We start from the raw sequence: 22305 nt of genomic DNA, 5'->3' as shown, positions 1-22305 counted from the left end.
ACTTTTGTTTCTGTCACAAATCGGCAAGTCTGATAACGTGCGTCTATCGATTGCAGCCGCTATGCTGGGCTCGCAACTTCATGGACGCACGTTATGACCCTCACAGAATTACGCTACATCGTCACACTCGCCCAGGAACAGCACTTCGGCCATGCCGCCGAACGCTGCCACGTGAGCCAGCCGACCCTGTCGGTCGGTGTGAAAAAGCTCGAGGATGAGCTTGGCGTGCTGATCTTCGAGCGCAGCAAGAGCGCGGTCCGCCTGACCCCTGTCGGCGAAAGCATCGTCGCCCAGGCGCAAAAGGTACTGGAGCAGGCCCAGGGCATTCGCGAGCTGGCCCAGGCCGGCAAGAACCAGCTGACCGCCCCGCTCAAGGTCGGTGCCATCTACACCGTCGGCCCGTACCTGTTCCCGCACCTGATCCCTCAGTTGCACCGCGTGGCGCCGCAGATGCCGCTGTACATCGAAGAGAACTTCACCCATGTACTGCGCGAAAAGCTGCGCAATGGCGAACTGGATGCGGTGATCATCGCCCTGCCGTTCAACGAAGCCGACGTGCTGACCCTGCCGCTGTACGATGAACCGTTCTGCGCCCTGATGCCGGCCGACCACCCGTGGACGGCGAAAAAGACCATCGACACCGCCATGCTCAACGACAAGAGCCTGTTGCTGCTCGGTGAAGGCCACTGCTTCCGCGACCAGGTGCTGGAAGCCTGCCCAACGCTGAACAAGGGCGGTGAAGGCTCCAAGCACACCACGGTCGAGTCCAGCTCGCTGGAAACCATCCGCCACATGGTTGCCTCCGGCCTTGGCGTGTCGATCCTGCCGCTGTCGGCGGTGCACAGCCACCACTACGCCCCCGGCGTCATCGAGGTTCGCCCACTGACCGCACCGGCACCATTCCGCACCGTGGCCATCGCTTGGCGCGCCAGCTTCCCGCGGCCGAAGGCCATCGAGATTCTCGCCGACTCGATCCGCCTGTGCTCGGTCGCCAAAGCCCCTGCGGAACAACCGGCCTGAGTCATGAGTGAGCTGTCGAAGGTCCCGGTCACGGTACTCAAGGGGGTTGGCGAGGCCATGGCGGAGAAACTCGCCAAGGTCGGCCTGGAGAACCTGCAGGACGTGCTGTTCCACCTGCCCCTGCGCTACCAGGACCGCACTCGCGTGGTGCCGATAGGCCAGCTGCGCCCTGGCCAGGACGCGGTGATCGAGGGCGTGGTCAGCGGCGCCGACGTGACCATGGGCAAGCGCCGCAGCCTGGTGGTGCGCCTGGGTGACGGCAGCGGCGTGCTGAGCCTGCGCTTCTACCACTTCAGCAACGCGCAGAAGGAAGGTCTCAAGCGTGGTACTCACCTGCGCTGCTACGGCGAAGCCCGCCCCGGCGCCTCGGGCCTGGAAATCTACCACCCAGAATACCGCGCACTGAACGGCGACGAGCCGCCGCCACCGGTCGAGCAGACCCTGACGCCGATCTATCCGTCCACCGAAGGCCTCACCCAGCAACGCCTGCGCCTGCTGTGCCAGCAGAGCCTGGGCCTGCTCGGCCCGCGCAGCCTGCCGGACTGGCTGCCCGACGAACTGGCCCGGGACTACCAGCTGGCGCCGCTGGACGATGCCATCCGCTACCTGCACAACCCGCCGGCCGACGCCGACCTCGACGAGCTTGCCGAAGGCCAGCACTGGGCCCAGCACCGCCTGGCCTTCGAAGAACTGCTGACCCACCAGCTGTCGCAGCAACGCCTGCGCGAAAGCCTGCGCAGCCTGCGCGCGCCGGTGCTGCCCAAGGCCCAGCGCCTGCAGGCGCAGTACCTGGCCAACCTGGGCTTCCAGCCGACCGGCGCGCAGCAGCGGGTGGCCAATGAAATTGCCTACGACCTCAGCCAGCACGAGCCGATGATGCGCCTGGTGCAGGGCGATGTGGGTGCCGGCAAGACCGTGGTCGCCGCCCTGGCCGCGCTGCAGGCCCTGGAGGCCGGCTACCAGGTGGCCTTGATGGCGCCCACCGAGATCCTCGCCGAACAGCACTACATCACCTTCAAGCGCTGGCTCGAACCGCTGGGCATCGAAGTGGCCTGGCTGGCCGGCAAGCTCAAGGGCAAGGCTCGGGCAGCCGCCCTGGAGCAGATCGCCAACGGTGCGCCAATGGTGGTCGGTACCCACGCGCTGTTCCAGGAAGAGGTGAAGTTCAAGCACCTGGCCCTGGCGATCATCGATGAACAACACCGTTTTGGCGTGCAGCAACGCCTGGCCCTGCGCAAGAAGGGCGTGGCCGGGGAATTGTGCCCGCACCAGCTGATCATGACCGCCACGCCCATTCCGCGCACCCTGGCCATGAGCGCCTACGCCGACCTGGACACCTCGGTGCTCGACGAGCTGCCGCCCGGGCGCACCCCGGTGAACACCGTGCTGGTGGCCGACAGCCGCCGCTTCGAAGTGGTCGAGCGGGTGCGCGCCGCCTGCGCCGAAGGGCGCCAGGCCTATTGGGTGTGCACCCTGATCGAAGAATCCGAAGAGCTGACCTGCCAAGCCGCCGAAAGCACCTACGAGGAGCTGGGCAGCGCCCTGGGCGAGCTGCGGGTGGGGCTGATCCACGGGCGCATGAAGCCGGCGGAAAAGGCTGAGATCATGGCCGAGTTCAAGGCCGGCAACCTGCAGCTGCTGGTCGCCACCACGGTCATCGAGGTGGGCGTGGACGTGCCCAACGCCAGCCTGATGATCATCGAGAACCCCGAGCGCCTGGGCCTGGCCCAGTTGCACCAGCTGCGCGGCCGGGTTGGCCGGGGCAGCGCCGTCAGCCATTGCGTGCTGCTGTACCACCCGCCACTGTCGCAGATCGGCCGCGAGCGCCTAGGGATCATGCGGGAAACCAACGACGGCTTCATCATCGCCGAGAAAGACCTGGAACTGCGTGGCCCAGGCGAGATGCTCGGCACCCGCCAGACCGGCCTGTTGCAGTTCAAGGTCGCCGACCTGATGCGCGACGCCGACCTGCTGCCGGCCGTGCGCGACGCCGCCCAGGCCCTGATCGCACGGTGGCCGGAGCACGTCAGCCCACTGCTCGATCGCTGGCTGCGCCATGGCCAGCAATATGGCCAAGTGTGACGCTGGTCCCATAATGGATCCAGTTTTGCCCCCAGGCTGGTTATACTTCGCGTTTAAAAGAATCAGTGGATACGGACCATGACTGAAGTTGCCCTGGACACCGCAACCCCACACGCTCCCTCGGTCATCCGGCTGCTGCTCGACAAACTCGGCGTGGCCTACCGCGAGGTGGTCGAACATCCGCACCTGCCGGCAGCGTCGCGGGTACAGGCCGTGCTGCTCGACGACGAGGTCGGTGCCCTGATGGTGCTGTTCCCGCAGAGCCAGCTGCTGGACCTCAACCGCCTGGCCGAACTGACCGGGCGCAAGCTCACCGCGGTGTCGGTGCCGCGCCTGAAGCAGATGCTGGACAAGCACCAGCTCAAGGCCCTGCCGGGCATCCCGGCGCTGACCAGCTCGCCGTGCCAGTACGAAAAGAGCCTGCTCGACGCCGATAAAGTGTTTATCCAGTCTGGCGAAGCCGGCCTGCTGCTGGAAATCGAACGCGCGCACTTCAAGCGCATGCTGGTCAAGGCCAGCGCCAGCAGCTTCGGGCAGGAAGTCGAGGCCATCAGCCCCAACCTCGACCGCCCCGATGATGACACCCGGGAAATCACCAACGCCGTCCAGGCCTTCACTGCCCGGCGCATTCAGAAGCGTCTGGAAGAAACCATCGAAATCCCGCCGCTGGCCGACACCGCGCAAAAGATCATCAAGCTGCGGGTAGACCCCAACGCCAGCATCGACGATATCACCGGCGTGGTCGAAACCGACCCGGCGCTGGCAGCACAGGTGGTGAGCTGGGCGGCATCGCCCTACTACGCCTCACCTGGCAAGATCCGCTCGGTAGAAGATGCCATCGTGCGTGTGCTGGGCTTCGACCTGGTGATCAACCTGGCCCTGGGCCTGGCGCTGGGCAAGACCCTGAGCCTGCCGAAAGACCACCCGCAGCAAGCCACGCCGTACTGGCAGCAGTCGATCTACACCGCCGCGATCATCGAAGGCCTGACCCGCGCCATGCCACGGGCCGAGCGCCCCGAGGCCGGCCTGACCTACCTGGCCGGGCTGCTGCACAACTTTGGCTACCTGCTGTTGGCGCACGTTTTCCCGCCGCACTTCTCGCTGATCTGCCGCCACCTGGAGGTCAACCCGCACTTGTGCCACACCTACGTGGAACAACACCTGCTGGGCATCAGCCGCGAGCAGATCGGTGCCTGGTTGATGAAGCTGTGGGACATGCCGGAAGAGCTGTCCACCGCGCTGCGCTTCCAGCACGACCCGGCCTATGAAGGCGAGTTTTCGGCGTTCCCCAACCTGGTGTGCCTGGCCACCCGCCTGCTGCGCTCGCGGGGGATTGGCTCGGGGCCGCAGCAGGAGATTCCAGACGAGTTGCTGGAGCGGCTGGGGATTACCCGGGACAAGGCCGAGGATGTGGTGAACAAGGTGCTCGAGGCAGAGAGCCTGCTGCGTGAGCTGGCTTCGCAGTTCCACACACCGCACTGACATGATTGGCCCCTGTGGGAGCGGGTTTACCCGCGAAGATCGCGACGCGGTGCATGGCACCGGCGTTGCCGGTGTTCGCGGGTAAACCCGCTCCCACAGGGTATGAGTCAGCAGGCCTATTGAGTTTCAGCCCTTCTTCTTCGGCTTCAGGTACTTCATCAACCCCTGGAACCACATCACCAGCGCCGGGTTGCCCTTGATCTGGATGTGCTTGTCCTGAATCCCCTGCATGAACGCCAACTGCTTGTTACCTGCCTGCATGGTGGCGAAGCCATAGGCGGCGTCCTTGAAGGCAATGGCGAACGCCGGCTGCGGGTGCGCGCCGCCCTTGCTGCTGACGCGTTCATTGTTGACGATGAAGTGCCGGGCGACCTTGCCGTCCAGGGTCTGCATCTGGAACACCAGGTCCTTGCCCTTGAGCTGCTGCTGGAATGCCGGGTTGTTGCGGCTGGCCCTGGCCATCAACAGCCCCATGGCCCAGAGAAGAAAGCGGAACTTCATCAACGCGCCTCGAATTAAAAGTGACTAAGGCGCGCAGTCTATCCTTTTCCGGAACTATTTATGCAAGTTCGAAACATTTTGCCTGCAGAAAGCACAACGGGCGCCCTGGGGCGCCCGCTTGGCTGACACTGGGGTTGTCAGGGAGCGATCACTTGCCTTTCTTGGCCGGCTTGACGGGGGCGTTGACGCTGTCGCGCAGGTTCTTGCCTGGCTTGAAAGCCACGGTATTGCTGGCCTTGATCTTGACCGGTTCACCGGTTTGCGGGTTCTTGCCGGTACGCGCACCGCGATGACGTTTTTCGAAGGTGCCGAAACCGACCAGGGTCACGGTGTCCTTGTCCAGGGCACCCGTGATGCTGTCGAGAATCGCGTTCAAAACCTGATTGGCCTTTTCCTTGGTCAGATCGGCCTTTTCGGCGATGACGGCGGCGAGTTCTGGTTTGCGCATAGTGAAGCCTCTTTGACGGAATTCTTGTTGTTATGCCGTGCTGCCCTGGGAGCAGCGCTCAAGGCACCGCAGGCTCTAATCTGCGGCAGACGGAAGTGAGGATGGCACGTGCACAGGGGCCGCGCCAGTATCTGGGCGGCCATTGTGCAAGCAACAACAGGATAAATCCGACAGAACGCCAGCTATTTACGCCATTACGGCCGGCAGCTGGCGATTCAGGGCCAGCTTTTCCATCACGGCCGCCCCGGTGAGGGCGTAGCCCAGCAGCTTGCCCTCTGCATCAAGGCAGAGCACCTTGAGGTCACTGCCCTGCCCTTCTACCTGCCAGGTGCCTTCGTGGCCCTGGGGCGGCGGCGAGACCACCAGCGGGCAGGCCGGGGTTTTCACGGTGATCGGCATCGGCCCGTAGGCGACCGTTGTCGGCTTGCCGGCCAGGGTTTGCGCCAGGGCTCGGGCGCAGCTCATCAGCGGCATCACATAGAGCAGGTTGATGCCATCGACTTCGGCACAGTCGCCAAGGGCGAATATGTTGGCGTGGGACGTGCGCAACTGGCGGTCCACGCAAACGCCACGGTTGGTCTGCAGGCCAGCGGCGGCGGCCAGGTCGGTGCGCGGGCGCAGGCCGATGGCCGAAACCACCAGGTCGCAGGCGATCACGCTGCCGTCGGACAGGTGCGCCTCCAGGCCCTGGGCCACCTGCTGCAGGCGGGTCAGTACCGGGCCGAGGTGAAAACGCACGCCCAGGCCTTCCAGCCCGGCCTGCACGGCAGTGGCAGCGGCCGGGTGCAGCAGGGTCGGCATGACTTGCTCGCACGGCGCCACCACATCGACCTGGAAGCCGCCCAGGCTCATGTCGTTGGCGAATTCGCAGCCGATCAGGCCGGCACCGAGGATCAGCACGCGCTGTTTGCCGACGGCGGCGGCACGGAAGCGCGCGTAGTCTTCCAGGTCGTTGATCGGGAACACTCGATCGCCGCCATCACCTTCGATCGGCACCTGCACCGTCTGCGCGCCCCAAGCCAGCACCAGGTCGCGGTATTCCACCGCCTCTTCACCTATCCACAAACGCTTGTGGCCCGGGTCGATGCCGCTGATGCGGGTATGGGTGCGAATCTCGGCATTCAGTTGCTCGGCCATGGCGCCCGGCTCGGCCATGCACAGGCCGTCGGCGTCCTTCTGCTTGGCAAAGCCGGTGGACAGCATGGGCTTGGAGTAGGAACGACCGTCATCGGCGGTGATCAGCAGCAGCGGCGTCTGCGCATCGAGCTTGCGAAATTCACGGGCCAGGTTGTAGCCCGCAAGGCCGGTACCGATGATTACCACAGGGGACGTCATGTCGTGCTTTCCTCGATTAGCCGATGGAGATCATTTCAAAGTCGCTCTTGCCCACGCCGCAGTCGGGGCACAGCCAGTCTTCAGGCACGTCTTCCCAGCGGGTGCCGGGGGCGATGCCGTCGTCGGGCCAGCCTTCGGCTTCGTCGTAGATCAGGCCACAGACAATACATTGCCACTTTTTCATGGGGGTGGGTTTCCTCGGTTCAGGCTGGAGCGTTGTGTTGCTGCTGATGGCCTCTTCGCGGGCATGCCCGCTCCCACAGGAGTTGTGTATAACCTGTAGGAGCGGGCGCGCCCGCGAAGAGGCCAGCGCGCAATTCGTGGGGCTTTGTAGCGGCCCTGTCGGCAGTATGCAAGCAGTCGGGGCAATCATGCTAAGCTCGCCGCCTCTCTGGTTGTAACAAGCAGACCGACGTGTCGTACGAATCCCCGCAAGCAGCCGCTGTCGCGTGGCTGCCGTATTCACGGCTGGCGACCGACATCGACCAGCCCACCCTTGACTGGCTGTTCGACGAGGGCTCGCTGACCCGCCGCCTGACCCGCCTGTCCAACGATCACTTCTCCGTCACCCCGCTGTTCGAGGGCTGGCAGCCGCTGCGCGATGACGAATGCCAGGCACTGGGCATCGCCGCTGGCGCCGAAGGCTGGGTGCGTGAGGTGTACCTGCGCGGCCATGGCCAACCCTGGGTTTTCGCCCGCAGCGTCGCCAGCCGCAGCGCCCTGGAGCGCGGCGGGCTGGACCTGGAAACCCTGGGCAGCCGTTCGCTGGGCGAGTTGCTGTTCTGTGACCAGGCATTCATCCGCCACCCCATCGAGGTGTGCAGTTATCCACAGGCCTGGCTGCCGGGCGAAGCCGCCCACGCGGCGTTGTGGGGCCGCCGTTCGCGCTTCGAACGTGGCGGCCTGGACCTGCTGGTGGCAGAGGTGTTTCTGCCAGCATTGTGGCAAGCGGCCAAGGAGGAAAACCGCTGATGTACCTGCAACTGCTCAAGTCGCTCAACCGTCTGCACCCACGGGCCTGGGACTTCGTCCAGCTCAGCCGCATGGACCGGCCGATTGGTATCTACCTGCTGCTGTGGCCGACCTTGTCGGCGGTGTGGATTGCCGGCAACGGTTCACCAACCCTTGCCAACGTGCTGATCTTCGGCCTAGGTGTGGTGCTGATGCGCGCTGCAGGTTGCTGCATCAACGACTTTGCCGACCGCAAGGTGGACGGCCACGTCAAACGTACCGCCGACCGCCCCCTGGCCAGCGGCCGGGTCCGCCCGCGCGAAGCACTGGCGCTGTTCGCCATCCTGGTCGGAGTGAGCTTCCTGCTGGTGCTGTGTACCAACAGCCGCACGGTTTGGCTGTCGTTCGGTGCGGTGGCACTGGCGTTCTGCTACCCGTTCATGAAGCGCTACACCTATTACCCGCAGGTGGTGCTGGGGGCGGCGTATTCCTGGGGCATTCCCATGGCCTTCACCGCAGCGGGTGGCGAGCTGCCGGCCAGCGCCTGGCTGCTGTATATCGCCAATCTGCTGTGGACGGTGGGCTACGACACCTACTACGCCATGGTCGACCGTGATGACGACCTGAAGATAGGCGTGAAATCGACCGCTATCCTGTTCGGCGACGCAGACCGCACCATCATCCTGACCTTGCAGCTGCTGTCGCTGGGCTGCCTGTTGCTGGCCGGCAGCCGCTTCGAGCTGGGTGGCTGGTTCCACCTGGGGCTGCTGGGCGCGGCGGCGTGCTTTGCCTGGGAGTACTGGTCGACGCGCAAGCTGGACCGGGAGTCGTGCTTCAAGGCGTTTCTGCACAATCACTGGGCGGGGTTGCTGGTGTTTATCGGGGTAGTGTTGGATTACGCACTGCGTTGAAGCTGAGGGCCCTATCGCCGGCAAGCCAGCTCCCACAGGTGCAGCGCTGCCCTTGAAGCTTGCACATGACCTGTGGGAGCTGGCTTGCCGGCGATGGGCCGCAAAGCGGCCCCGGCAATCTCAAGGCTTGGCAACGTGCCAGACGTCCTTCATGCCGTCACCGGTCATATCGCCGGCCTTCTTGTCCTTGATGAAGGTGTACAGCGGCTTGCCATCATAGGCCCACTGCTTGCTGCCATCATCGCGCATCACCACTGTCCACTTGTCCTTGGCCGGTTCGTCATTGGCCTTGACCATCAGCGGCGGCCAGTTGGTGGCGCATTCGCCATTGCACATCGACTTGCCGCCCGCATCCTTGTCGAAGGTGTACAGGGTCATGCCGGCATGATCGACCAACATCCCGCCCTTCTCCATCGCATGGTCGGCCAAGGCCACCCCCGGGAGCGCCAGCGCAGTGAAAAGGGCCATCCAGCTCAGCGTTTGTCGTGTCATTGGATTCACCATTGTTTCGGGGGGATTGAGTTCTGGTTGCCACAACTACGGCCCTTTCAAGCCTAGTTCAGTCATGGAATGTCGCCAGAACGGCCAACACCCTGTCACACAGCTGCAATAATTCCGTTATCTAATGCGGGCCAAGACACCGTATCCAGGAGAGGTTTTGAGCATGGTTGGCAGGAACATTCTGATCGTCGACGACGAAGCACCAATTCGCGAGATGATCGCCGTTGCCCTGGAAATGGCCGGCTATGACTGCCTGGAAGCGGAAAACTCACAACAGGCCCACGCGATCATCGTCGACCGCAAACCGGACCTGATCCTGCTCGACTGGATGCTGCCGGGCACCTCCGGCATCGAACTGGCCCGCCGCCTCAAGCGCGACGAGCTGACCGGCGACATCCCGATCATCATGCTCACCGCCAAGGGTGAAGAGGACAACAAGATCCAGGGCCTGGAAGTGGGCGCCGACGACTACATCACCAAGCCGTTCTCGCCGCGTGAACTGGTCGCCCGCCTGAAAGCCGTGCTGCGCCGCACCGGCCCGAGCGATAGCGAGGCACCAATCGAAGTCGGCGGCCTGCTGCTCGACCCGATCAGCCACCGCGTGACCATCGACGGCAAGCCGGCCGAGATGGGCCCTACCGAATACCGCCTGCTGCAGTTCTTCATGACCCACCAGGAGCGCGCCTACACCCGTGGCCAGCTGCTGGACCAGGTGTGGGGCGGTAACGTCTATGTCGAAGAGCGCACCGTCGACGTACACATCCGCCGCCTGCGCAAGGCACTGGGTGAAGCCTACGAAAATCTGGTACAAACCGTCCGGGGCACCGGCTACCGCTTCTCGACCAAGAGCTGATCGAGCTGAAAAGCGCCAAGCTGCACGTCGTTGTACAAGGACCGTCAATTGAACCAGAACTGGCACGCGACCCTGATTCGCCACCTGCTGCTGCTGATCACCGTCTGCCTGATCGGCGGGCTGGTCAGCGGCTACTATGGCTGGAGCCTGGCCATCGGCCTGGCGCTCTACCTGGGCTGGACCCTCAAGCAACTGCTGCGCCTGCATGACTGGCTGCGCAACCACCAACCCGACGAAGCACCGCCCGATGGCTACGGCCTCTGGGGCGAAGTGTTCGACAGCATCTATCACCTGCAACGCCGCGACCAGCGCGTGCGCGGCCGCCTGCAGGCGGTGATCGACCGGGTGCAGGAGTCTACCGCCGCGCTGCGTGACGCGGTGATCATGCTGGACAGCGACGGCAACCTGGAATGGTGGAACCGCGCCGCCGAGACTCTGCTGGGCTTCAAGACCCCACAGGACGGCGGCCAGCAGGTGACCAACCTGGTGCGCCACCCGCGCTTCAAGGAATACTTCGAGGCGGAGAACTACCTCGAGCCGCTGGAAATCCCCTCGCCGATCAACGACCGCATGCGCGTGCAGCTGCACATCACCCGCTACGGCAACAACGAGCACCTGATGCTGGTGCGCGATGTTACCCGCATCCATCAGCTGGAGCAGATGCGCAAGGACTTCGTCGCCAACGTGTCCCACGAGCTGCGCACGCCGCTGACGGTGATCACCGGCTACCTGGAAACCCTGCTGGACAACGTCGAAGACGTGAACCCGCGCTGGGGCCGAGCCCTGCAGCAGATGAGCCAGCAAGGCTCGCGCATGCAGACACTGCTCAACGACCTGCTGCTGTTGGCCAAGCTGGAGGCCACCGACTACCCGTCGGACAACCAGCCAGTGGCGGTCGATGCCTTGCTCGCAGCGATCAAGAACGACGCCCAGGCCCTGTCCGGGCCCCGCAACCAGCGCATCACCCTGGAAGCCGCGCCCGGCGTGCAGCTGAAAGGCAGCGAGTCGGAGCTGCGCAGTGCCTTTTCCAACCTGGTGTTCAATGCGGTCAAGTACACCCAGGACGAAGGCAGCATCCGTATTCGCTGGTGGGCCGATGCCCAGGGCGCGCACCTGTCGGTTCAGGACTCGGGGGTGGGCATCGATGCCAAGCACCTGCCACGCCTGACCGAGCGCTTCTACCGGGTCGATTCCAGCCGTGCGTCGAATACCGGCGGCACCGGGCTGGGGCTGGCGATCGTCAAGCATGTGCTGATGCGCCACCGCGGCAAGCTGGAGATCAGCAGCGTGCCGGGGCATGGCAGTACCTTTACCTGTCATTTCGCGCCGGCACAATTGGCCAACGGCAAGGCTTGAGGGCCTCGGGGGCTGCTTTGCAGCCCATCGCGACACAAGGCCGCTCCTACACGGGATCGCGGTCTCCTGTAGGAGCGGCCTTGTGTCGCGATGGGGCGCAAAGCGCCCCCAAAGAATCCATCGCCCTTTGCTTTTACGGCCCCAGCCGCTACATTGGACCCCCTGTGCCAGCAAGAGCTGGCACTTTTTTTCTCTCTATCTCGAAGACGGACCCCGTAAAAACTCCATCATGGACCCTTCCCCTGGTATCAGCCTCACCTCGTTATTCGCCGATTTCGGCATGATCATCTTTGCCTTGCTCCTGGTGCTGCTCAACGGCTTCTTCGTTGCCGCCGAGTTCGCCATGGTCAAGCTGCGCGCCACCCGCGTCGAGTCCATCGCCGAGCTGCATGGCTGGCGTGGCAGCATCCTGCGCAAGGTACACAACCAGCTCGACGCCTACCTGTCGGCCTGCCAGCTGGGCATCACCCTCGCCTCGCTGGGCCTGGGCTGGGTCGGTGAACCGGCGTTCGCCCACCTGCTCGAGCCGCTGCTGGCCTACCTGGGCGTGGACACGCCCGAGCTGATCAAGGCCATCTCGTTCTTCGTCGCCTTCTTCGTCATCTCGTACCTGCACATCGTGGTCGGCGAGCTGGCACCCAAGTCCTGGGCCATCCGCAAGCCCGAGCTGCTGTCGCTGTGGACCGCCGTGCCGCTGTACCTGTTCTACTGGGTGATGTACCCGGCCATCTACCTGCTCAATGCCAGCGCCAACACCATCCTGCGCATTGCCGGCCAGGGCGAGCCCGGCCCACACCACGAGCACCACTACAGCCGTGAAGAGCTCAAGCTGATCCTGCACTCCAGCCGTGGCCAGGACCCAAGCGACCAAGGCATGCGCGTGCTGGCCTCGGCTGTGGAAATGGGCGAGCTGGAGGTGGTCGACTGGGCCAACTCGCGCGAGGACATGGTCAGCATCGACGCCCATGCGCCGTTGAAGCAGATCCTGGCCCTGGTGCGCCGCCACAAGTTCAGCCGCTACCCGGTGTACGACGCCGAGCGTGAAGAATTCACCGGCCTGCTGCACATCAAGGACCTGCTGCTGGAGCTGGCCGAACTCGAGCACCTGCCCGAAACCATCGACCTCGACGACCTGGCACGGCCACTGGAGCGCGTGTCGCGGCACATGCCGCTGGCGCAGTTGCTGGAGCAGTTCCGCAAGGGCGGCGCGCACTTCGTGCTGGTGGAGGAAGCCGATGGCAAGGTGATTGGCTACCTGACCATGGAAGACGTGCTGGAAGTGCTGGTGGGCGACATCCAGGACGAGCACCGCAAGACCGAGCGCGGCATCCTCGCCTACCAGCCGGGCAAGCTGCTGGTGCGTGGCGACACGCCGCTGTTCAAGGTCGAGCGCCTGCTGGGCGTCGACCTTGACCATATCGAAGCAGAAACCCTCGCCGGGCTGGTCTACGAGACGCTCAAGCGCGTGCCTGAAGAAGAGGAAGTGCTGGAGGTCGAAGGGCTGCGCATCATCATCAAGAAGATGAAAGGGCCGAAGATCGTGCTGGCCAAGGTGCTCAAGCTGGATTGAGGGCCAGGGGGCTGCTTTGCAGCCCATCGCGACGCAAGGCCGCTCCTACAGGGGTTCGCGTATCCCTGTAGGAGCGGCCTTGTGTCGCGATGGGGCCGCAAAGCGGCCCCAAAATCTCAAGGGTTACCCGCAGTGAAGTCAGGCAACCCTCCGATCGGCCTGTCGAACCGATAAGGTATCGACTCCAGCGCCAACCCCACATTGCGCTGCACCACGAAATGCAGGTGCGGCCCGGTGCTGTTGCCGGTATTGCCCGACTTGGCCAGCATCTGCCCCTGCCGCACCCGTTGCCCCTCTGCCACCACCACCGAACCGCGCATCAGGTGCAGGTAGACGCCCATGGTGCCGTCCGGGTGCAGGATCCTGACGAAATTGCCCGACGGGTTGGGGCCGCGCCCGCTCTGGCTGTTCTCCGTCTTCACCACCACCCCTTCCCGCGCCGCGATGATGGTAGTGCCTTCGGGCATGGCAATGTCCATGGCATAACGCCCCTTGGGACCAAAATGACTGACCCGGCCATTGGGGCCCTGGGTCACGCGGAACGGCCCGCCAATCCAGGGGAATGCATAGCGGAAGCCCTGGGGCCGCTTGCCCGGGTCGCCCATGGCCTGCAGCAGGGTCGAGCGGTAGTTCAGCAACATCCCGGGCCGGCCCCTGAGCACGCTGAGCATTTGCGTGGTGCGCGGCGGCAGTACCCGGCGCACGGTACGCGGGGCATTGCCGCCTTGTGCGTTCACCAGGTTGTCCAGGCGCAGCTCTACCTCCACCGGCACATGCAGCTGGTTGCGGGCCGAAAAGCTCACGCCGCCGTTGAAGGTTATCGCGTTCAGCAGCACCTGGCCTTCGGGCACTTCGACCATGGGTACGCGCCGCACCAAGGTTTTGGCACCGGGGCCGGGCCGGTCGGAATAGGAGGTCACACGGCCATCATCGGTGATCTCGTAGATAGTCATGCCCAGGCTCGACGCCGAGGCCATGAGCAATGCACAGAACAGCAGCAGGCGGGCGGGCATGATAGTGGCTTTTTGACAGTTATGATTTGTCGAAGCCTAGCAGGGGGTTTTGCGGCGGGTATGACAGTTGGTCGGATGGCCCTGGGGTGCACAGTTTTTTGTAGGAGCAGCCTTGTGCTGCGAATGGGCTGCAAAGCAGCCCCCAGGTATCAATGCCGCCGCAAGCATTGCCGGGGCTGCTTCGCAGCCCATTCGCAGCACAAGGCTGCTCCTACAAAAAGCGCGGTGTGAGGCTGGGATCAGGCGCCCGGGGTGAAGTGCTTCTGCGCCGTCCCGCGGGCAATCAGCCGCGACAGGTAGTCGAGCTTCTGGGCATCCTGGTCGACGAACTTGAAGGTCAGTTGCAACCAGTCACTGTCGGGCTTGGGTTCCAGTGCCGCGACGGCATGCAAGTAGCCGTTCAGGCGCGCGACTTCGGCGTTCTCGCCCTGCTCCAGGTCCAGCACCGCGCCTTCCAGCACTTGGGGCAGCGCTTCGCCACGGCGCACCACCAGCAAGGCCTCTTTCAGGCTCAGCGCCTTGATCACGCATGGCTGCATGCCGCCGGCCAGGCGCAACTGGCCCTGGCCACGGCCGGTCGGCGCGGGAGCGGCGGGCCGGGGGGCATTGGCCACTGGCCTGGCGGGTGCTGGTGCCGACGCTGGCGCCGTGACCTTCACCGCTTCAGGCTTGCCGGCCGTCAGCGCATTCAGCGAGTCATTGGCGAACGCCGAGTTGACCCGTGCCGGGCCGCTGGCCATCAGGCTGTCGAGCTTGCCGATCTTGGTCAGGGCTTTTTTCACCTTGGTCAGCAATTGCTCGTTGGTGAACGGCTTGCCGACAAAATCGGAAACGCCCGCCTGAATAGCCTGGATGACGTTTTCCTTGTCGCCACGGCTGGTCACCATGATGAACTGCAGGTTCTTCAACTCAGGCTGCTGGCGGCACCAGGTGAGCAGTTCCAGACCGGACATTTCCGGCATCTCCCAGTCGCACAGAACCAGGTCGAACGCTTCCTTGCCCAGCATGGCCATGGCCTTGCGACCGTTGACGGCGTCGTCGATGGTCATGCCCGGGAAGGCATTGCGCAGGCATTTGCGGACCAGGTCACGGATAAACGGGGCGTCATCCACGACCAGCACATTCACTTTACTCATCGATACTCCTTCTGAATCCCGACTAGCCTACCGCCGAATAATGGCCACTTGCTACAACCTGGTCACGCCGGGACTTCTTCACATCGTTCGCGGGTGCCTGCCGGCTCCTCGACCGCAAACGAAAACGCCCGGCCAAGGCCGGGCGTCGATGCTCGGGAGCAACCTTACTTATCGTCAGGTTCGGCCGGAACATTAGCGTTTTCGCCGTCGGAAACAGCAGTGCCCTGCACTTCTGCCGTCATGCGCTTGAGGCCCATGTGACGCACGTCGGTGCCGCGCACCAGGTAGATCACCAGCTCGGAGATGTTGCGCGCATGGTCGCCGATACGCTCCAGCGAACGCAGGACCCAGATAACGCTCAGTACCCGCGAGATCGAGCGCGGGTCTTCCATCATGTAGGTCACCAGCTCACGCAGGGCGGTCTTGTATTCACGGTCGATGGTCTTGTCGTACTGGGCCACCGACAGCGCCAGGTCGGCGTCGAAGCGGGCAAAGGCGTCCAGCGCGTCGCGGACCATGTTGCGCACCTGGTCACCGATGTGACGCACCTCGACATAGCCGCGCGGCGACTCGCCTTCCTCGCACAGCTGGATGGCGCGGCGGGCGATCTTGGTCGACTCGTCACCGATGCGCTCCAGGTCGATCACCGACTTGGAGATGCTGATGATCAGGCGCAGGTCGGAGGCCGCCGGCTGACGACGGGCGAGGATGCGCAGGCACTCCTCGTCGATGTTGCGCTCCATCTGGTTGATCTGCTCATCGACTTCGCGCACTTGCTGGGCCAGGCCCGAGTCGGCTTCGATCAGCGCGGTAACTGCGTCGTTGACCTGCTTTTCGACCAGGCCGCCCATGGCCAGCAGGTGGCTACGCACCTCTTCGAGCTCGGCGTTGAACTGCTGGGAAATGTGATGCGTAAGGCTTTCTTTGTTGATCATCGTTCGCTCCGCGAAGAAGCTGCAAGCTTCAAGTAGTTCGTGTCATTCCCTGGCCCACCCTGGCAAACACATCCTGTGGGAGCGGGTTCACCCGCGAACACCGGCGAAGCCGGTGCCAAGCACCGCAGCGCCTGCTTCGCGGGTAAACCCGCTCCCACAGGGGCCAGGTACCTATCCCGAGCGGCTGCTAGCCGTAGCGACCGGTGATGTAGTCTTCGGTCTGCTTCTTCGCCGGGTTGGTGAACAAGGTGTCGGTATCCCCGAATTCGACCAGTTTGCCCATGTACATGAACGCGGTGTAGTCCGAAACACGGGCCGCCTGCTGCATGTTGTGGGTCACGATGACGATGGTGTACTTGGATTTCAATTCGTAGATCAGTTCCTCGACTTTCAGGGTCGAGATCGGGTCCAGTGCCGAGCACGGTTCGTCGAGCAGCAGCACTTCCGGCTCCACGGCGATGGTACGGGCGATGACCAGACGCTGCTGCTGGCCACCGGACAGGCCCAGTGCCGAGTCGTGCAGGCGGTCCTTGACCTCGTCCCACAGGGCCGCGCCCTTCAGCGCCCACTCGACCGCTTCGTCGAGCACGCGCTTCTTGTTGATGCCCTGGATGCGCAGGCCGTAGACCACGTTTTCGTAGATGGTCTTGGGGAACGGGTTGGGCTTCTGGAACACCATGCCCACACGGCGGCGCAGCTCGGCCACGTCTTCGCCCTTGCGGTAGATGTTGTTGCCGTACAGGTTGATGGCGCCTTCCACGCGGCAGCCGTCAACCAGGTCGTTCATGCGGTTGAAGGTGCGCAGCAGGGTCGACTTGCCGCAGCCGGACGGGCCGATGAAGGCGGTCACGCGCTGCTTGGGGATGTTCATCTGCACGTCGAACAGCGCTTGTTTGTCGCCGTAGAACAGGCTCAGGCCCGGCACTTCGATGGCTACGGTTTCTTCGGCCAGGCGCAGGCTCTGCTTGTCGCGGCCCAGGGCAGACATGTCGATGCCGTGGGTATGGGATTCTTGCTGCATGGTCAACTCCATACGCTAACAATTCATTTCAAAGGGCCGCCCGGCTCACGGGCGGCACGCTTGCAATCAGGATCAGCTGTCGAGGGCCTTGTACTTCTCGCGCAGGTGGTTACGGATCCACACGGCCGAGAGGTTGAGGGCCGCAATCACCAGCACCAGCAGCAACGCCGTGGCATATACCAGCGGCCGCGCGGCCTCGACATTGGGGCTCTGGAAGCCGACGTCATAGATGTGGAAGCCCAGGTGCATGATCTTCTGGTCCAGGTGCAGGTACGGGTAGTTCCCGTCCACCGGCAGCGACGGGGCCAGTTTCACCACACCGACCAGCATCAGCGGTGCCACTTCACCGGCGGCGCGTGCCACGGCGAGGATCATGCCGGTCATCATCGCCGGGCTGGCCATCGGCAGGACGATCTTCCACAGGGTCTCGGCCTTGGTCGCGCCCAGGGCCAGCGAGCCCTCACGCACGGTACGCGGAATACGCGCCAGGCCTTCCTCGGTGGCCACGATCACCACCGGCACGGCCAGCAGCGCCAGGGTCAAAGATGCCCACAGCAGGCCCGGGGTACCCAGGGTTGGCGCCGGCAGTGCTTCGGGGAAGAACAGGCGGTCGATCGAGCCACCCAGCACATAGACGAAGAAGCCCAGGCCGAACACGCCGTAGACGATCGCCGGTACACCGGCCAGGTTGTTCACCGCAATGCGGATCAGGCGGGTCACCGGGCCCTGTCTGGCGTATTCGCGCAGGTACACGGCAGCCAGCACGCCGAACGGGGTGACGATCACGGCCATGATCAGGGTCATCATCACGGTACCGAAGATGGCCGGGAAGATACCGCCCTCGGTGTTGGCTTCACGCGGGTCGTCGCTGAGGAACTCCCAGACCTTGGTGAAGTAGGCGCCCAGTTTGGTGAAGCCCGACATGGCGTTCGGCTGGATGGCGTGCACCACCTTGCTGAGGTTGATTTCCACCTCACGGCCGTCACCATCGCGGGCCACCAGGCTGTCGCGGGCGAAGGCCTGGTGCAGGCCGGTCAGGCGGTCTTCGATGGCCTTGTAGCGGCTGTTCAGCTCGGCGCGCTCGGCGTCCATGTCGGCCTGGGCGGCGGCGTCCAGCTTGCCGTCCAGCTCCAGCTTGCGCGCCTGCAGACGCAGGCGCTCGAGGCCATGGTTGATGGCGCCGATGTCTTTCTTCTCTAGGCTTTGCAGTTCGCTGTTGAGCTGGTTGGCGCGCTTGAGGCGGGCCTGCAGCTCGGCCCAGGCGGCAGCACCTTCGGCGACCACACGGCCTTCTTCCTTGACGCTGACCAGGTAGCCGTAGAAGTTGCCCCACTCGCGACGCTCCAGGGCGATCAGGTCGGTCGGGCGCTTTTCGTCGACCAGCCAGTCGCCGACCACCCAGGTGAAGTCGCTGCCGTTGAGGTCGCGGTTGCCCACCTTGATCAGCTCACGGGTCATGAACTCCGGGCCTTGGTCAGGCACTGGCAGGCCGGCGCCCTTCAGGCGGGCACGGGGTACTTCTTCCTTTTGCACCACTTCGCCAATGACGACGTGGTCGGCCTGGCCCGGCACCTTGTAGGTGGCCTGGACAAGATCGGCCGGCCAGAAGTGGCCCAGGCCGCGCACGGCAATCACCGCCAGCAGGCCAACGGTCATGATCACTGCCATGGCCACCGCGCCGCCGCTCATCCAGACGCCTGGGGCGCCGCTCTTGAACCAGCCTTTGAGGGAGTCCTTTTTCACGGATCGCTACCTTTCTATCAAAGCGACGAGTATTTCTTGCGCAGACGCTGGCGAATCAGCTCGGCCAAGGTGTTCATGATGAAGGTGAACATCAGCAGCACCAGCGCGGCCAGGAACAGCACGCGATAGTGGCTGCCGCCGACTTCCGACTCCGGCATTTCCACGGCCACGTTGGCGGCCAGGGTGCGCATGCCCTCGAACAGGTTCAGCTCCATCACCGGGGTGTTGCCGGTGGCCATCAGCACGATCATGGTCTCGCCCACCGCACGGCCCATGCCGATCATCAGCGCCGAGAAGATACCCGGGCTGGCGGTGAGGATGACCACGCGAGTCAGGGTCTGCCATGGCGTCGCCCCCAGGGCCAGGGAGCCCAGGGTCAGGCTGCGCGGCACGCTGAACACGGCGTCTTCGGCGATGGAGTAGATGTTCGGGATGACCGCGAAGCCCATGGCGATACCCACGACCAGGGCGTTGCGCTGGTCGTAGGTTATCCCCAGGTCGTTGGTGATCCACAGGCGCATGTCGCCGCCAAAGAACCAGTTCTCGAGGTGCGGGCTCATGGTCAGGGCGAACCAGCCGGTGAACAGGATGACCGGGATCAGGATCGCCGCTTCCCAGCCATCCGGGATACGCAGGCGGATCGACTCGGGCAGGCGGGTCCAGGCGAAGCCGGCCAGCAGGATACCGAGCGGCATCAGCAGGAACAGGCTGAACACGCCCGGCAGGTGGCCTTCCAGGTACGGGGCGAGGAACAGGCCGGCGAAGAAGCCGAGGATCACGGTCGGCATCGCTTCCATCAGTTCGATCACCGGCTTGACCTTGCGGCGCATGCCCGGGGCCATGAAGTAGGCGGTGTAGATGGCTGCGGCAATCGCCAGCGGGGCCGCCAGGATCATGGCGTAGAACGCGGCCTTCAGGGTACCGAAGGTCAGCGGCGACAGGCTCAGCTTGGGCTCGAAGTCGGTGTTCGATGCGGTCGATTGCCAGACATATTTCGGCTCGTCGTAGTTCTCGTACCACACCTTGCCCCACAGCGCGCTGAAGGAAATTTCCGGGTGCGGGTTGCGCAGGCTCAGTGGCAGCAGCTTGCCGCCTTCTTCGATGATGATGCGGTTGGCACGTGGCGAAAGGGCCAGGATGCCAGGGCCTTCGGCGGCCGGCTCGACCAGCAGGGTACGGTGCGCGGTGCTGTGGAACACGCCCAGCTCGCCTGCGGCGTCGAGGGCGACGAAGCCCTTGCGGCGCTCTTCGGCGTCGATCTGCACGACCGCGGCCTTGCCCATCTGGAAGGTGCGGATCAGCTTGAAGCGGGATTCGCCATCCGGGTCACGGGCCATGAACCACTGGGCCAGGCCGCCCTTGGAGTCGCCGATGATCAGCGAGATGCCGCCGACCAGCTGGGCGGTGGCGGTAATTTCGGTGTCGGCGCTTTCAGACAGCTTGTAGCGGCCGTTGAGGCTCTTGTCGCGCAGGTTGAACACGTCCGCGGTGGCGCGGCCGTTGATCACATACAGCCACTGCTGACGCGGGTCGATGAAGATGTTCTTCACCGTTTCGGTCATCTGCGGCAATTCGATGCGGTTCTGCTCGGTGGTGACCTCTTCGGTCATCATGTTTTCGGTGCGGGTCAGCTCGACCACCTGCAGGTGCGCGCCGGTGGAACCGGCCATCAGCAGGGTGTCGCCATTGACGTTGACGCTGACATGCTCCAGCGCACGGCCCTGCTCGTCGAGCACGAACGGTTGCTCGCCGTACGGGTAGTCGATGCCGGGGGCGATGGTTTTCTTGTTGTCCGGGTAGGTGATCTTGTAGGTGTGGTGGAACACCAGCGCCTGGCCATTGGACAAGCCCAGCACCACCAGCGGGCTACCCGGCTGGTCGGCACTGATCGAAGTGACCTGGGTGCCTGCCGGTACCGGCAGGTCGAAACGCTTGAGCTCGTTACCGGTCTTGGTATCGAAGAACAGTGCCTGGCCCTTGTCCGAAACGCGCATGCCCACAAGGTTCTGCTCTTCAAGCGCGATCATCAGCGGCTTGCCGGCATCCTGTTGCAGCCAGGTCGGCTCCAGGGCTTTCTTGCTGGTCAGCTCGGCGCCCTGGAACAGCGGCAGCACCACATAGGCCAGATAGAAGAAGATCAGGGTGATCGCCGCCAATACGGCAAGCCCGCCCACCAGTACATACCAGCGGGTCAGGCGGTCCTTGAGCGCGCGCATGCGGCGCTTGCGTTGCAACTCCGGCGTATTGAAATCAATCCGCACGGGCTGGGAGTTTTGGGTCATGTTGGAGTTGGCCAGATCATTCATGCGCACACCCTAGCGGTCCCGTGTGACAAAAACATTACAAAGTGGTGACGCACGAAAGCCCGCCGCACAGGAAACCTGGCTTCGGACTGGAATTTCGTGGAAGAGGCCAGGCATCAGCGCCGGCCTCCCCTTCAATTACTTACTTTTTTGCGACGTTACCAGCGTGGGACAGGCCCAAGTCAGCCAAGGTCTTGTCGACGACTTTGGCCGGCAGCGGGATGTAGCCATCCTTCACCACGACCTGCTGGCCAGCTTGCGACAGCACCAGCTTGACGAACTCGGCTTCCAGCGGGGCCAGAGGCTTGTTCGGGGCCTTGTTGACGTAGACGTACAGGAAGCGCGACAGCGGGTAGGTGCCGTTCAGGGCGTTGGCTTCGTTGTCTTCAACGAACTCGCCGCCTTCCTTCTTGGCCAGGGCCACGGTCTTGACGCTGGCGGTCTTGTAGCCGATACCCGAGTAGCCGATGCCGTTCAGCGAGGAGCTGATCGACTGCACGACCGAAGCCGAGCCAGGCTGTTCGTTGACGTTAGGCTTGAAGTCGCCTTTGCACAGGGCTTCTTCCTTGAAGTAGCCGTAGGTGCCCGATACCGAGTTACGGCCGAACAGCTGTACTGGCTTGTTGGCCAGGTCGCCGGTCACGCCCAGGTCACCCCAGGTCTTGACGTCGGCTTTGCCACCGCACAGGCGGGTGGAAGAGAAGATAGCGTCGACCTGGGCCATGGTCAGGCCTTTGATCGGGTTGTCCTTGTGCACGAACACAGCCAGGGCGTCTACGGCGACCGGGATGGCGGTCGGTTTGTAGCCGTACTTCTGCTCGAAGGCCTGCAGCTCGACGTCCTTCATCTTGCGGCTCATCGGGCCGAGGTTGGCGGTGCCTTCGGTCAGCGCGGGTGGCGCGGTGGAGGAGCCGGCAGCCTGGATCTGGATGTTTACGTTCGGATATTCCTTCTTGTAGGCCTCGGCCCACAGAGTCATCAGGTTGGCGAGGGTGTCCGAACCGACGCTGGAGAGGTTGCCCGACACACCGGTGGTCTTGGTGTAGGTCGGGATCGCAGGATCGACAGCGGCTACCGCGTTGGCGGTTGCAACGCCAGCGGCGGCAAAGGTGAGGGCCGCCATCAAACGCTTCAGTTTCATGCC

20 protein-coding genes are annotated in these 22305 nt (G+C 63.9%); 8 read left to right on the top strand and 12 right to left on the bottom strand.

Annotation, left to right across the window (positions count from 1 at the left end; all coding sequences use genetic code 11):
- Positions 1-93: 93 nt before the first annotated feature.
- From ABIB24_RS10095 to ABIB24_RS10085, 3 genes are all read left to right on the top strand, one after another.
- The gene (locus ABIB24_RS10095; protein ID WP_013974805.1) at positions 94-1020 is read left to right on the top strand and encodes a hydrogen peroxide-inducible genes activator; all 927 of its coding nucleotides are present in this window, start codon (positions 94-96) and stop codon (positions 1018-1020) included.
- Between the two features lie 3 nt (positions 1021-1023).
- Positions 1024-3102, top strand: coding sequence for an ATP-dependent DNA helicase RecG (gene recG / locus ABIB24_RS10090; RefSeq protein ID WP_039612341.1), 2079 nt, complete (start codon positions 1024-1026; stop codon positions 3100-3102).
- A gap of 78 nt (positions 3103-3180) precedes the next feature.
- The gene (locus tag ABIB24_RS10085) at positions 3181-4584 is read left to right on the top strand and encodes an aminoacyl-tRNA deacylase and HDOD domain-containing protein (protein WP_075046765.1); all 1404 of its coding nucleotides are present in this window, start codon (positions 3181-3183) and stop codon (positions 4582-4584) included.
- 126 nt (positions 4585-4710) lie between these two features.
- Here the strand turns inward: ABIB24_RS10085 and ABIB24_RS10080 are convergent, their stop codons facing one another.
- The 4 genes from ABIB24_RS10080 to ABIB24_RS10065 all read right to left on the bottom strand — a co-directional run bounded on the left by ABIB24_RS10080 (position 4711) and on the right by ABIB24_RS10065 (position 7052).
- Positions 4711-5085 carry an SCP2 sterol-binding domain-containing protein gene (locus tag ABIB24_RS10080; protein WP_025341122.1) on the bottom strand — a complete coding sequence of 125 codons (375 nt, stop codon included), beginning with the start codon at positions 5083-5085 and terminating at the stop codon, positions 4711-4713.
- 148 nt (positions 5086-5233) lie between these two features.
- Positions 5234-5533 (bottom strand): HU family DNA-binding protein, encoded by a 300-nt coding sequence (locus tag ABIB24_RS10075; protein ID WP_013974808.1) that lies wholly within the window; start codon positions 5531-5533, stop codon positions 5234-5236.
- 186 nt (positions 5534-5719) lie between these two features.
- Positions 5720-6868, bottom strand: coding sequence for an NAD(P)/FAD-dependent oxidoreductase (locus ABIB24_RS10070; protein ID WP_085588827.1), 1149 nt, complete (start codon positions 6866-6868; stop codon positions 5720-5722).
- Positions 6869-6884: 16 nt separating this feature from the next.
- Positions 6885-7052 carry a rubredoxin gene (locus tag ABIB24_RS10065; RefSeq protein ID WP_003253349.1) on the bottom strand — a complete coding sequence of 56 codons (168 nt, stop codon included), beginning with the start codon at positions 7050-7052 and terminating at the stop codon, positions 6885-6887.
- 230 nt (positions 7053-7282) lie between these two features.
- Here ABIB24_RS10065 and ABIB24_RS10060 point away from each other — a divergent pair, with 230 nt between their 5' ends.
- On the top strand, positions 7283-7840 hold the full coding sequence (locus ABIB24_RS10060; RefSeq protein ID WP_075046768.1) for a chorismate--pyruvate lyase family protein: 558 nt from the start codon (positions 7283-7285) through the stop codon (positions 7838-7840).
- Positions 7840-8730 (top strand): 4-hydroxybenzoate octaprenyltransferase, encoded by an 891-nt coding sequence (gene ubiA, locus ABIB24_RS10055; protein WP_286918168.1) that lies wholly within the window; start codon positions 7840-7842, stop codon positions 8728-8730. The genes ABIB24_RS10060 and ubiA overlap by 1 nt, the downstream gene beginning before the upstream one ends.
- A gap of 120 nt (positions 8731-8850) precedes the next feature.
- On the opposite strand, the gene ABIB24_RS10050 is transcribed toward ubiA, so the two are convergent.
- Positions 8851-9222 (bottom strand): COG4315 family predicted lipoprotein, encoded by a 372-nt coding sequence (locus tag ABIB24_RS10050; RefSeq protein WP_085615970.1) that lies wholly within the window; start codon positions 9220-9222, stop codon positions 8851-8853.
- 172 nt (positions 9223-9394) lie between these two features.
- Here ABIB24_RS10050 and phoB point away from each other — a divergent pair, with 172 nt between their 5' ends.
- The 3 genes from phoB to ABIB24_RS10035 all read left to right on the top strand — a co-directional run bounded on the left by phoB (position 9395) and on the right by ABIB24_RS10035 (position 13010).
- Entirely contained in the window at positions 9395-10084 is a 690-nt protein-coding gene (phoB, locus tag ABIB24_RS10045; RefSeq protein ID WP_003253341.1) for a phosphate regulon transcriptional regulator PhoB, read from the top strand.
- A gap of 48 nt (positions 10085-10132) precedes the next feature.
- Positions 10133-11440, top strand: a complete 1308-nt coding sequence (phoR, locus tag ABIB24_RS10040) for a phosphate regulon sensor histidine kinase PhoR (protein ID WP_025341127.1) — start codon at positions 10133-10135, stop codon at positions 11438-11440.
- A gap of 229 nt (positions 11441-11669) precedes the next feature.
- Complete coding sequence (locus ABIB24_RS10035) at positions 11670-13010, top strand: hemolysin family protein (RefSeq protein WP_013974815.1); 1341 nt, start codon at positions 11670-11672, stop codon at positions 13008-13010.
- Between the two features lie 116 nt (positions 13011-13126).
- Here ABIB24_RS10035 and ABIB24_RS10030 read toward each other — a convergent pair whose 3' ends face one another.
- The 7 genes from ABIB24_RS10030 to ABIB24_RS10000 all read right to left on the bottom strand — a co-directional run bounded on the left by ABIB24_RS10030 (position 13127) and on the right by ABIB24_RS10000 (position 22302).
- Complete coding sequence (locus ABIB24_RS10030; RefSeq protein WP_354316393.1) at positions 13127-14023, bottom strand: M23 family metallopeptidase; 897 nt, start codon at positions 14021-14023, stop codon at positions 13127-13129.
- A 239-nt stretch (positions 14024-14262) separates the two neighbouring features.
- Entirely contained in the window at positions 14263-15159 is an 897-nt protein-coding gene (locus ABIB24_RS10025) for a response regulator (protein ID WP_137162673.1), read from the bottom strand.
- Positions 15160-15323: 164 nt separating this feature from the next.
- Positions 15324-16094 (bottom strand): phosphate signaling complex protein PhoU, encoded by a 771-nt coding sequence (gene phoU, locus ABIB24_RS10020; protein WP_013974818.1) that lies wholly within the window; start codon positions 16092-16094, stop codon positions 15324-15326.
- A gap of 187 nt (positions 16095-16281) precedes the next feature.
- Positions 16282-17115 (bottom strand): phosphate ABC transporter ATP-binding protein PstB, encoded by an 834-nt coding sequence (pstB, locus tag ABIB24_RS10015; RefSeq protein ID WP_003258171.1) that lies wholly within the window; start codon positions 17113-17115, stop codon positions 16282-16284.
- Positions 17116-17187: 72 nt separating this feature from the next.
- A complete protein-coding gene (gene pstA, locus ABIB24_RS10010; RefSeq protein ID WP_354316468.1) occupies positions 17188-18804 on the bottom strand; it encodes a phosphate ABC transporter permease PstA in 1617 nt (538 codons plus the stop codon).
- 71 nt (positions 18805-18875) lie between these two features.
- Positions 18876-21164: an ABC transporter permease family protein gene (locus tag ABIB24_RS10005; protein WP_085588835.1), complete on the bottom strand. Its 2289-nt coding sequence runs from the start codon at positions 21162-21164 to the stop codon at positions 18876-18878.
- A 139-nt stretch (positions 21165-21303) separates the two neighbouring features.
- The gene (locus ABIB24_RS10000; protein ID WP_013974822.1) at positions 21304-22302 is read right to left on the bottom strand and encodes a phosphate ABC transporter substrate-binding protein PstS; all 999 of its coding nucleotides are present in this window, start codon (positions 22300-22302) and stop codon (positions 21304-21306) included.
- Positions 22303-22305 lie beyond the last annotated feature (3 nt).

Origin of the sequence: Pseudomonas sp. UYEF17, assembly GCF_040546125.1 — a bacterium.
Taxonomy (GTDB): domain Bacteria; phylum Pseudomonadota; class Gammaproteobacteria; order Pseudomonadales; family Pseudomonadaceae; genus Aquipseudomonas; species Aquipseudomonas putida_Z.
This window is presented reverse-complemented; position numbering and strand designations above follow the sequence as displayed.

Excerpts from the sequence above, each read along its gene's own strand:
- ABIB24_RS10070 (WP_085588827.1), bottom strand. The coding sequence starts at position 6,868 with ATGACGTCCCCTGTGGTAATCATCGGTACCGGCCTTGCGGGCTACAAC.
- pstB (WP_003258171.1), bottom strand. The coding sequence starts at position 17,115 with ATGCAGCAAGAATCCCATACCCACGGCATCGACATGTCTGCCCTGGGC.
- ABIB24_RS10095 (WP_013974805.1), top strand. The coding sequence starts at position 94 with ATGACCCTCACAGAATTACGCTACATCGTCACACTCGCCCAGGAACAG.
- ABIB24_RS10025 (WP_137162673.1), bottom strand. The coding sequence starts at position 15,159 with ATGAGTAAAGTGAATGTGCTGGTCGTGGATGACGCCCCGTTTATCCGT.
- ABIB24_RS10000 (WP_013974822.1), bottom strand. The coding sequence starts at position 22,302 with ATGAAACTGAAGCGTTTGATGGCGGCCCTCACCTTTGCCGCCGCTGGC.
- ABIB24_RS10075 (WP_013974808.1), bottom strand. The coding sequence starts at position 5,533 with ATGCGCAAACCAGAACTCGCCGCCGTCATCGCCGAAAAGGCCGATCTG.
- recG (WP_039612341.1), top strand. The coding sequence starts at position 1,024 with ATGAGTGAGCTGTCGAAGGTCCCGGTCACGGTACTCAAGGGGGTTGGC.
- phoU (WP_013974818.1), bottom strand. The coding sequence starts at position 16,094 with ATGATCAACAAAGAAAGCCTTACGCATCACATTTCCCAGCAGTTCAAC.
- ubiA (WP_286918168.1), top strand. The coding sequence starts at position 7,840 with ATGTACCTGCAACTGCTCAAGTCGCTCAACCGTCTGCACCCACGGGCC.
- ABIB24_RS10005 (WP_085588835.1), bottom strand. The coding sequence starts at position 21,164 with ATGAATGATCTGGCCAACTCCAACATGACCCAAAACTCCCAGCCCGTG.
- ABIB24_RS10050 (WP_085615970.1), bottom strand. The coding sequence starts at position 9,222 with ATGACACGACAAACGCTGAGCTGGATGGCCCTTTTCACTGCGCTGGCG.
- phoB (WP_003253341.1), top strand. The coding sequence starts at position 9,395 with ATGGTTGGCAGGAACATTCTGATCGTCGACGACGAAGCACCAATTCGC.
- ABIB24_RS10035 (WP_013974815.1), top strand. The coding sequence starts at position 11,670 with ATGGACCCTTCCCCTGGTATCAGCCTCACCTCGTTATTCGCCGATTTC.
- ABIB24_RS10030 (WP_354316393.1), bottom strand. The coding sequence starts at position 14,023 with ATGCCCGCCCGCCTGCTGCTGTTCTGTGCATTGCTCATGGCCTCGGCG.
- pstA (WP_354316468.1), bottom strand. The coding sequence starts at position 18,804 with ATGAGCGGCGGCGCGGTGGCCATGGCAGTGATCATGACCGTTGGCCTG.
- ABIB24_RS10065 (WP_003253349.1), bottom strand. The coding sequence starts at position 7,052 with ATGAAAAAGTGGCAATGTATTGTCTGTGGCCTGATCTACGACGAAGCC.
- ABIB24_RS10080 (WP_025341122.1), bottom strand. The coding sequence starts at position 5,085 with ATGAAGTTCCGCTTTCTTCTCTGGGCCATGGGGCTGTTGATGGCCAGG.
- ABIB24_RS10085 (WP_075046765.1), top strand. The coding sequence starts at position 3,181 with ATGACTGAAGTTGCCCTGGACACCGCAACCCCACACGCTCCCTCGGTC.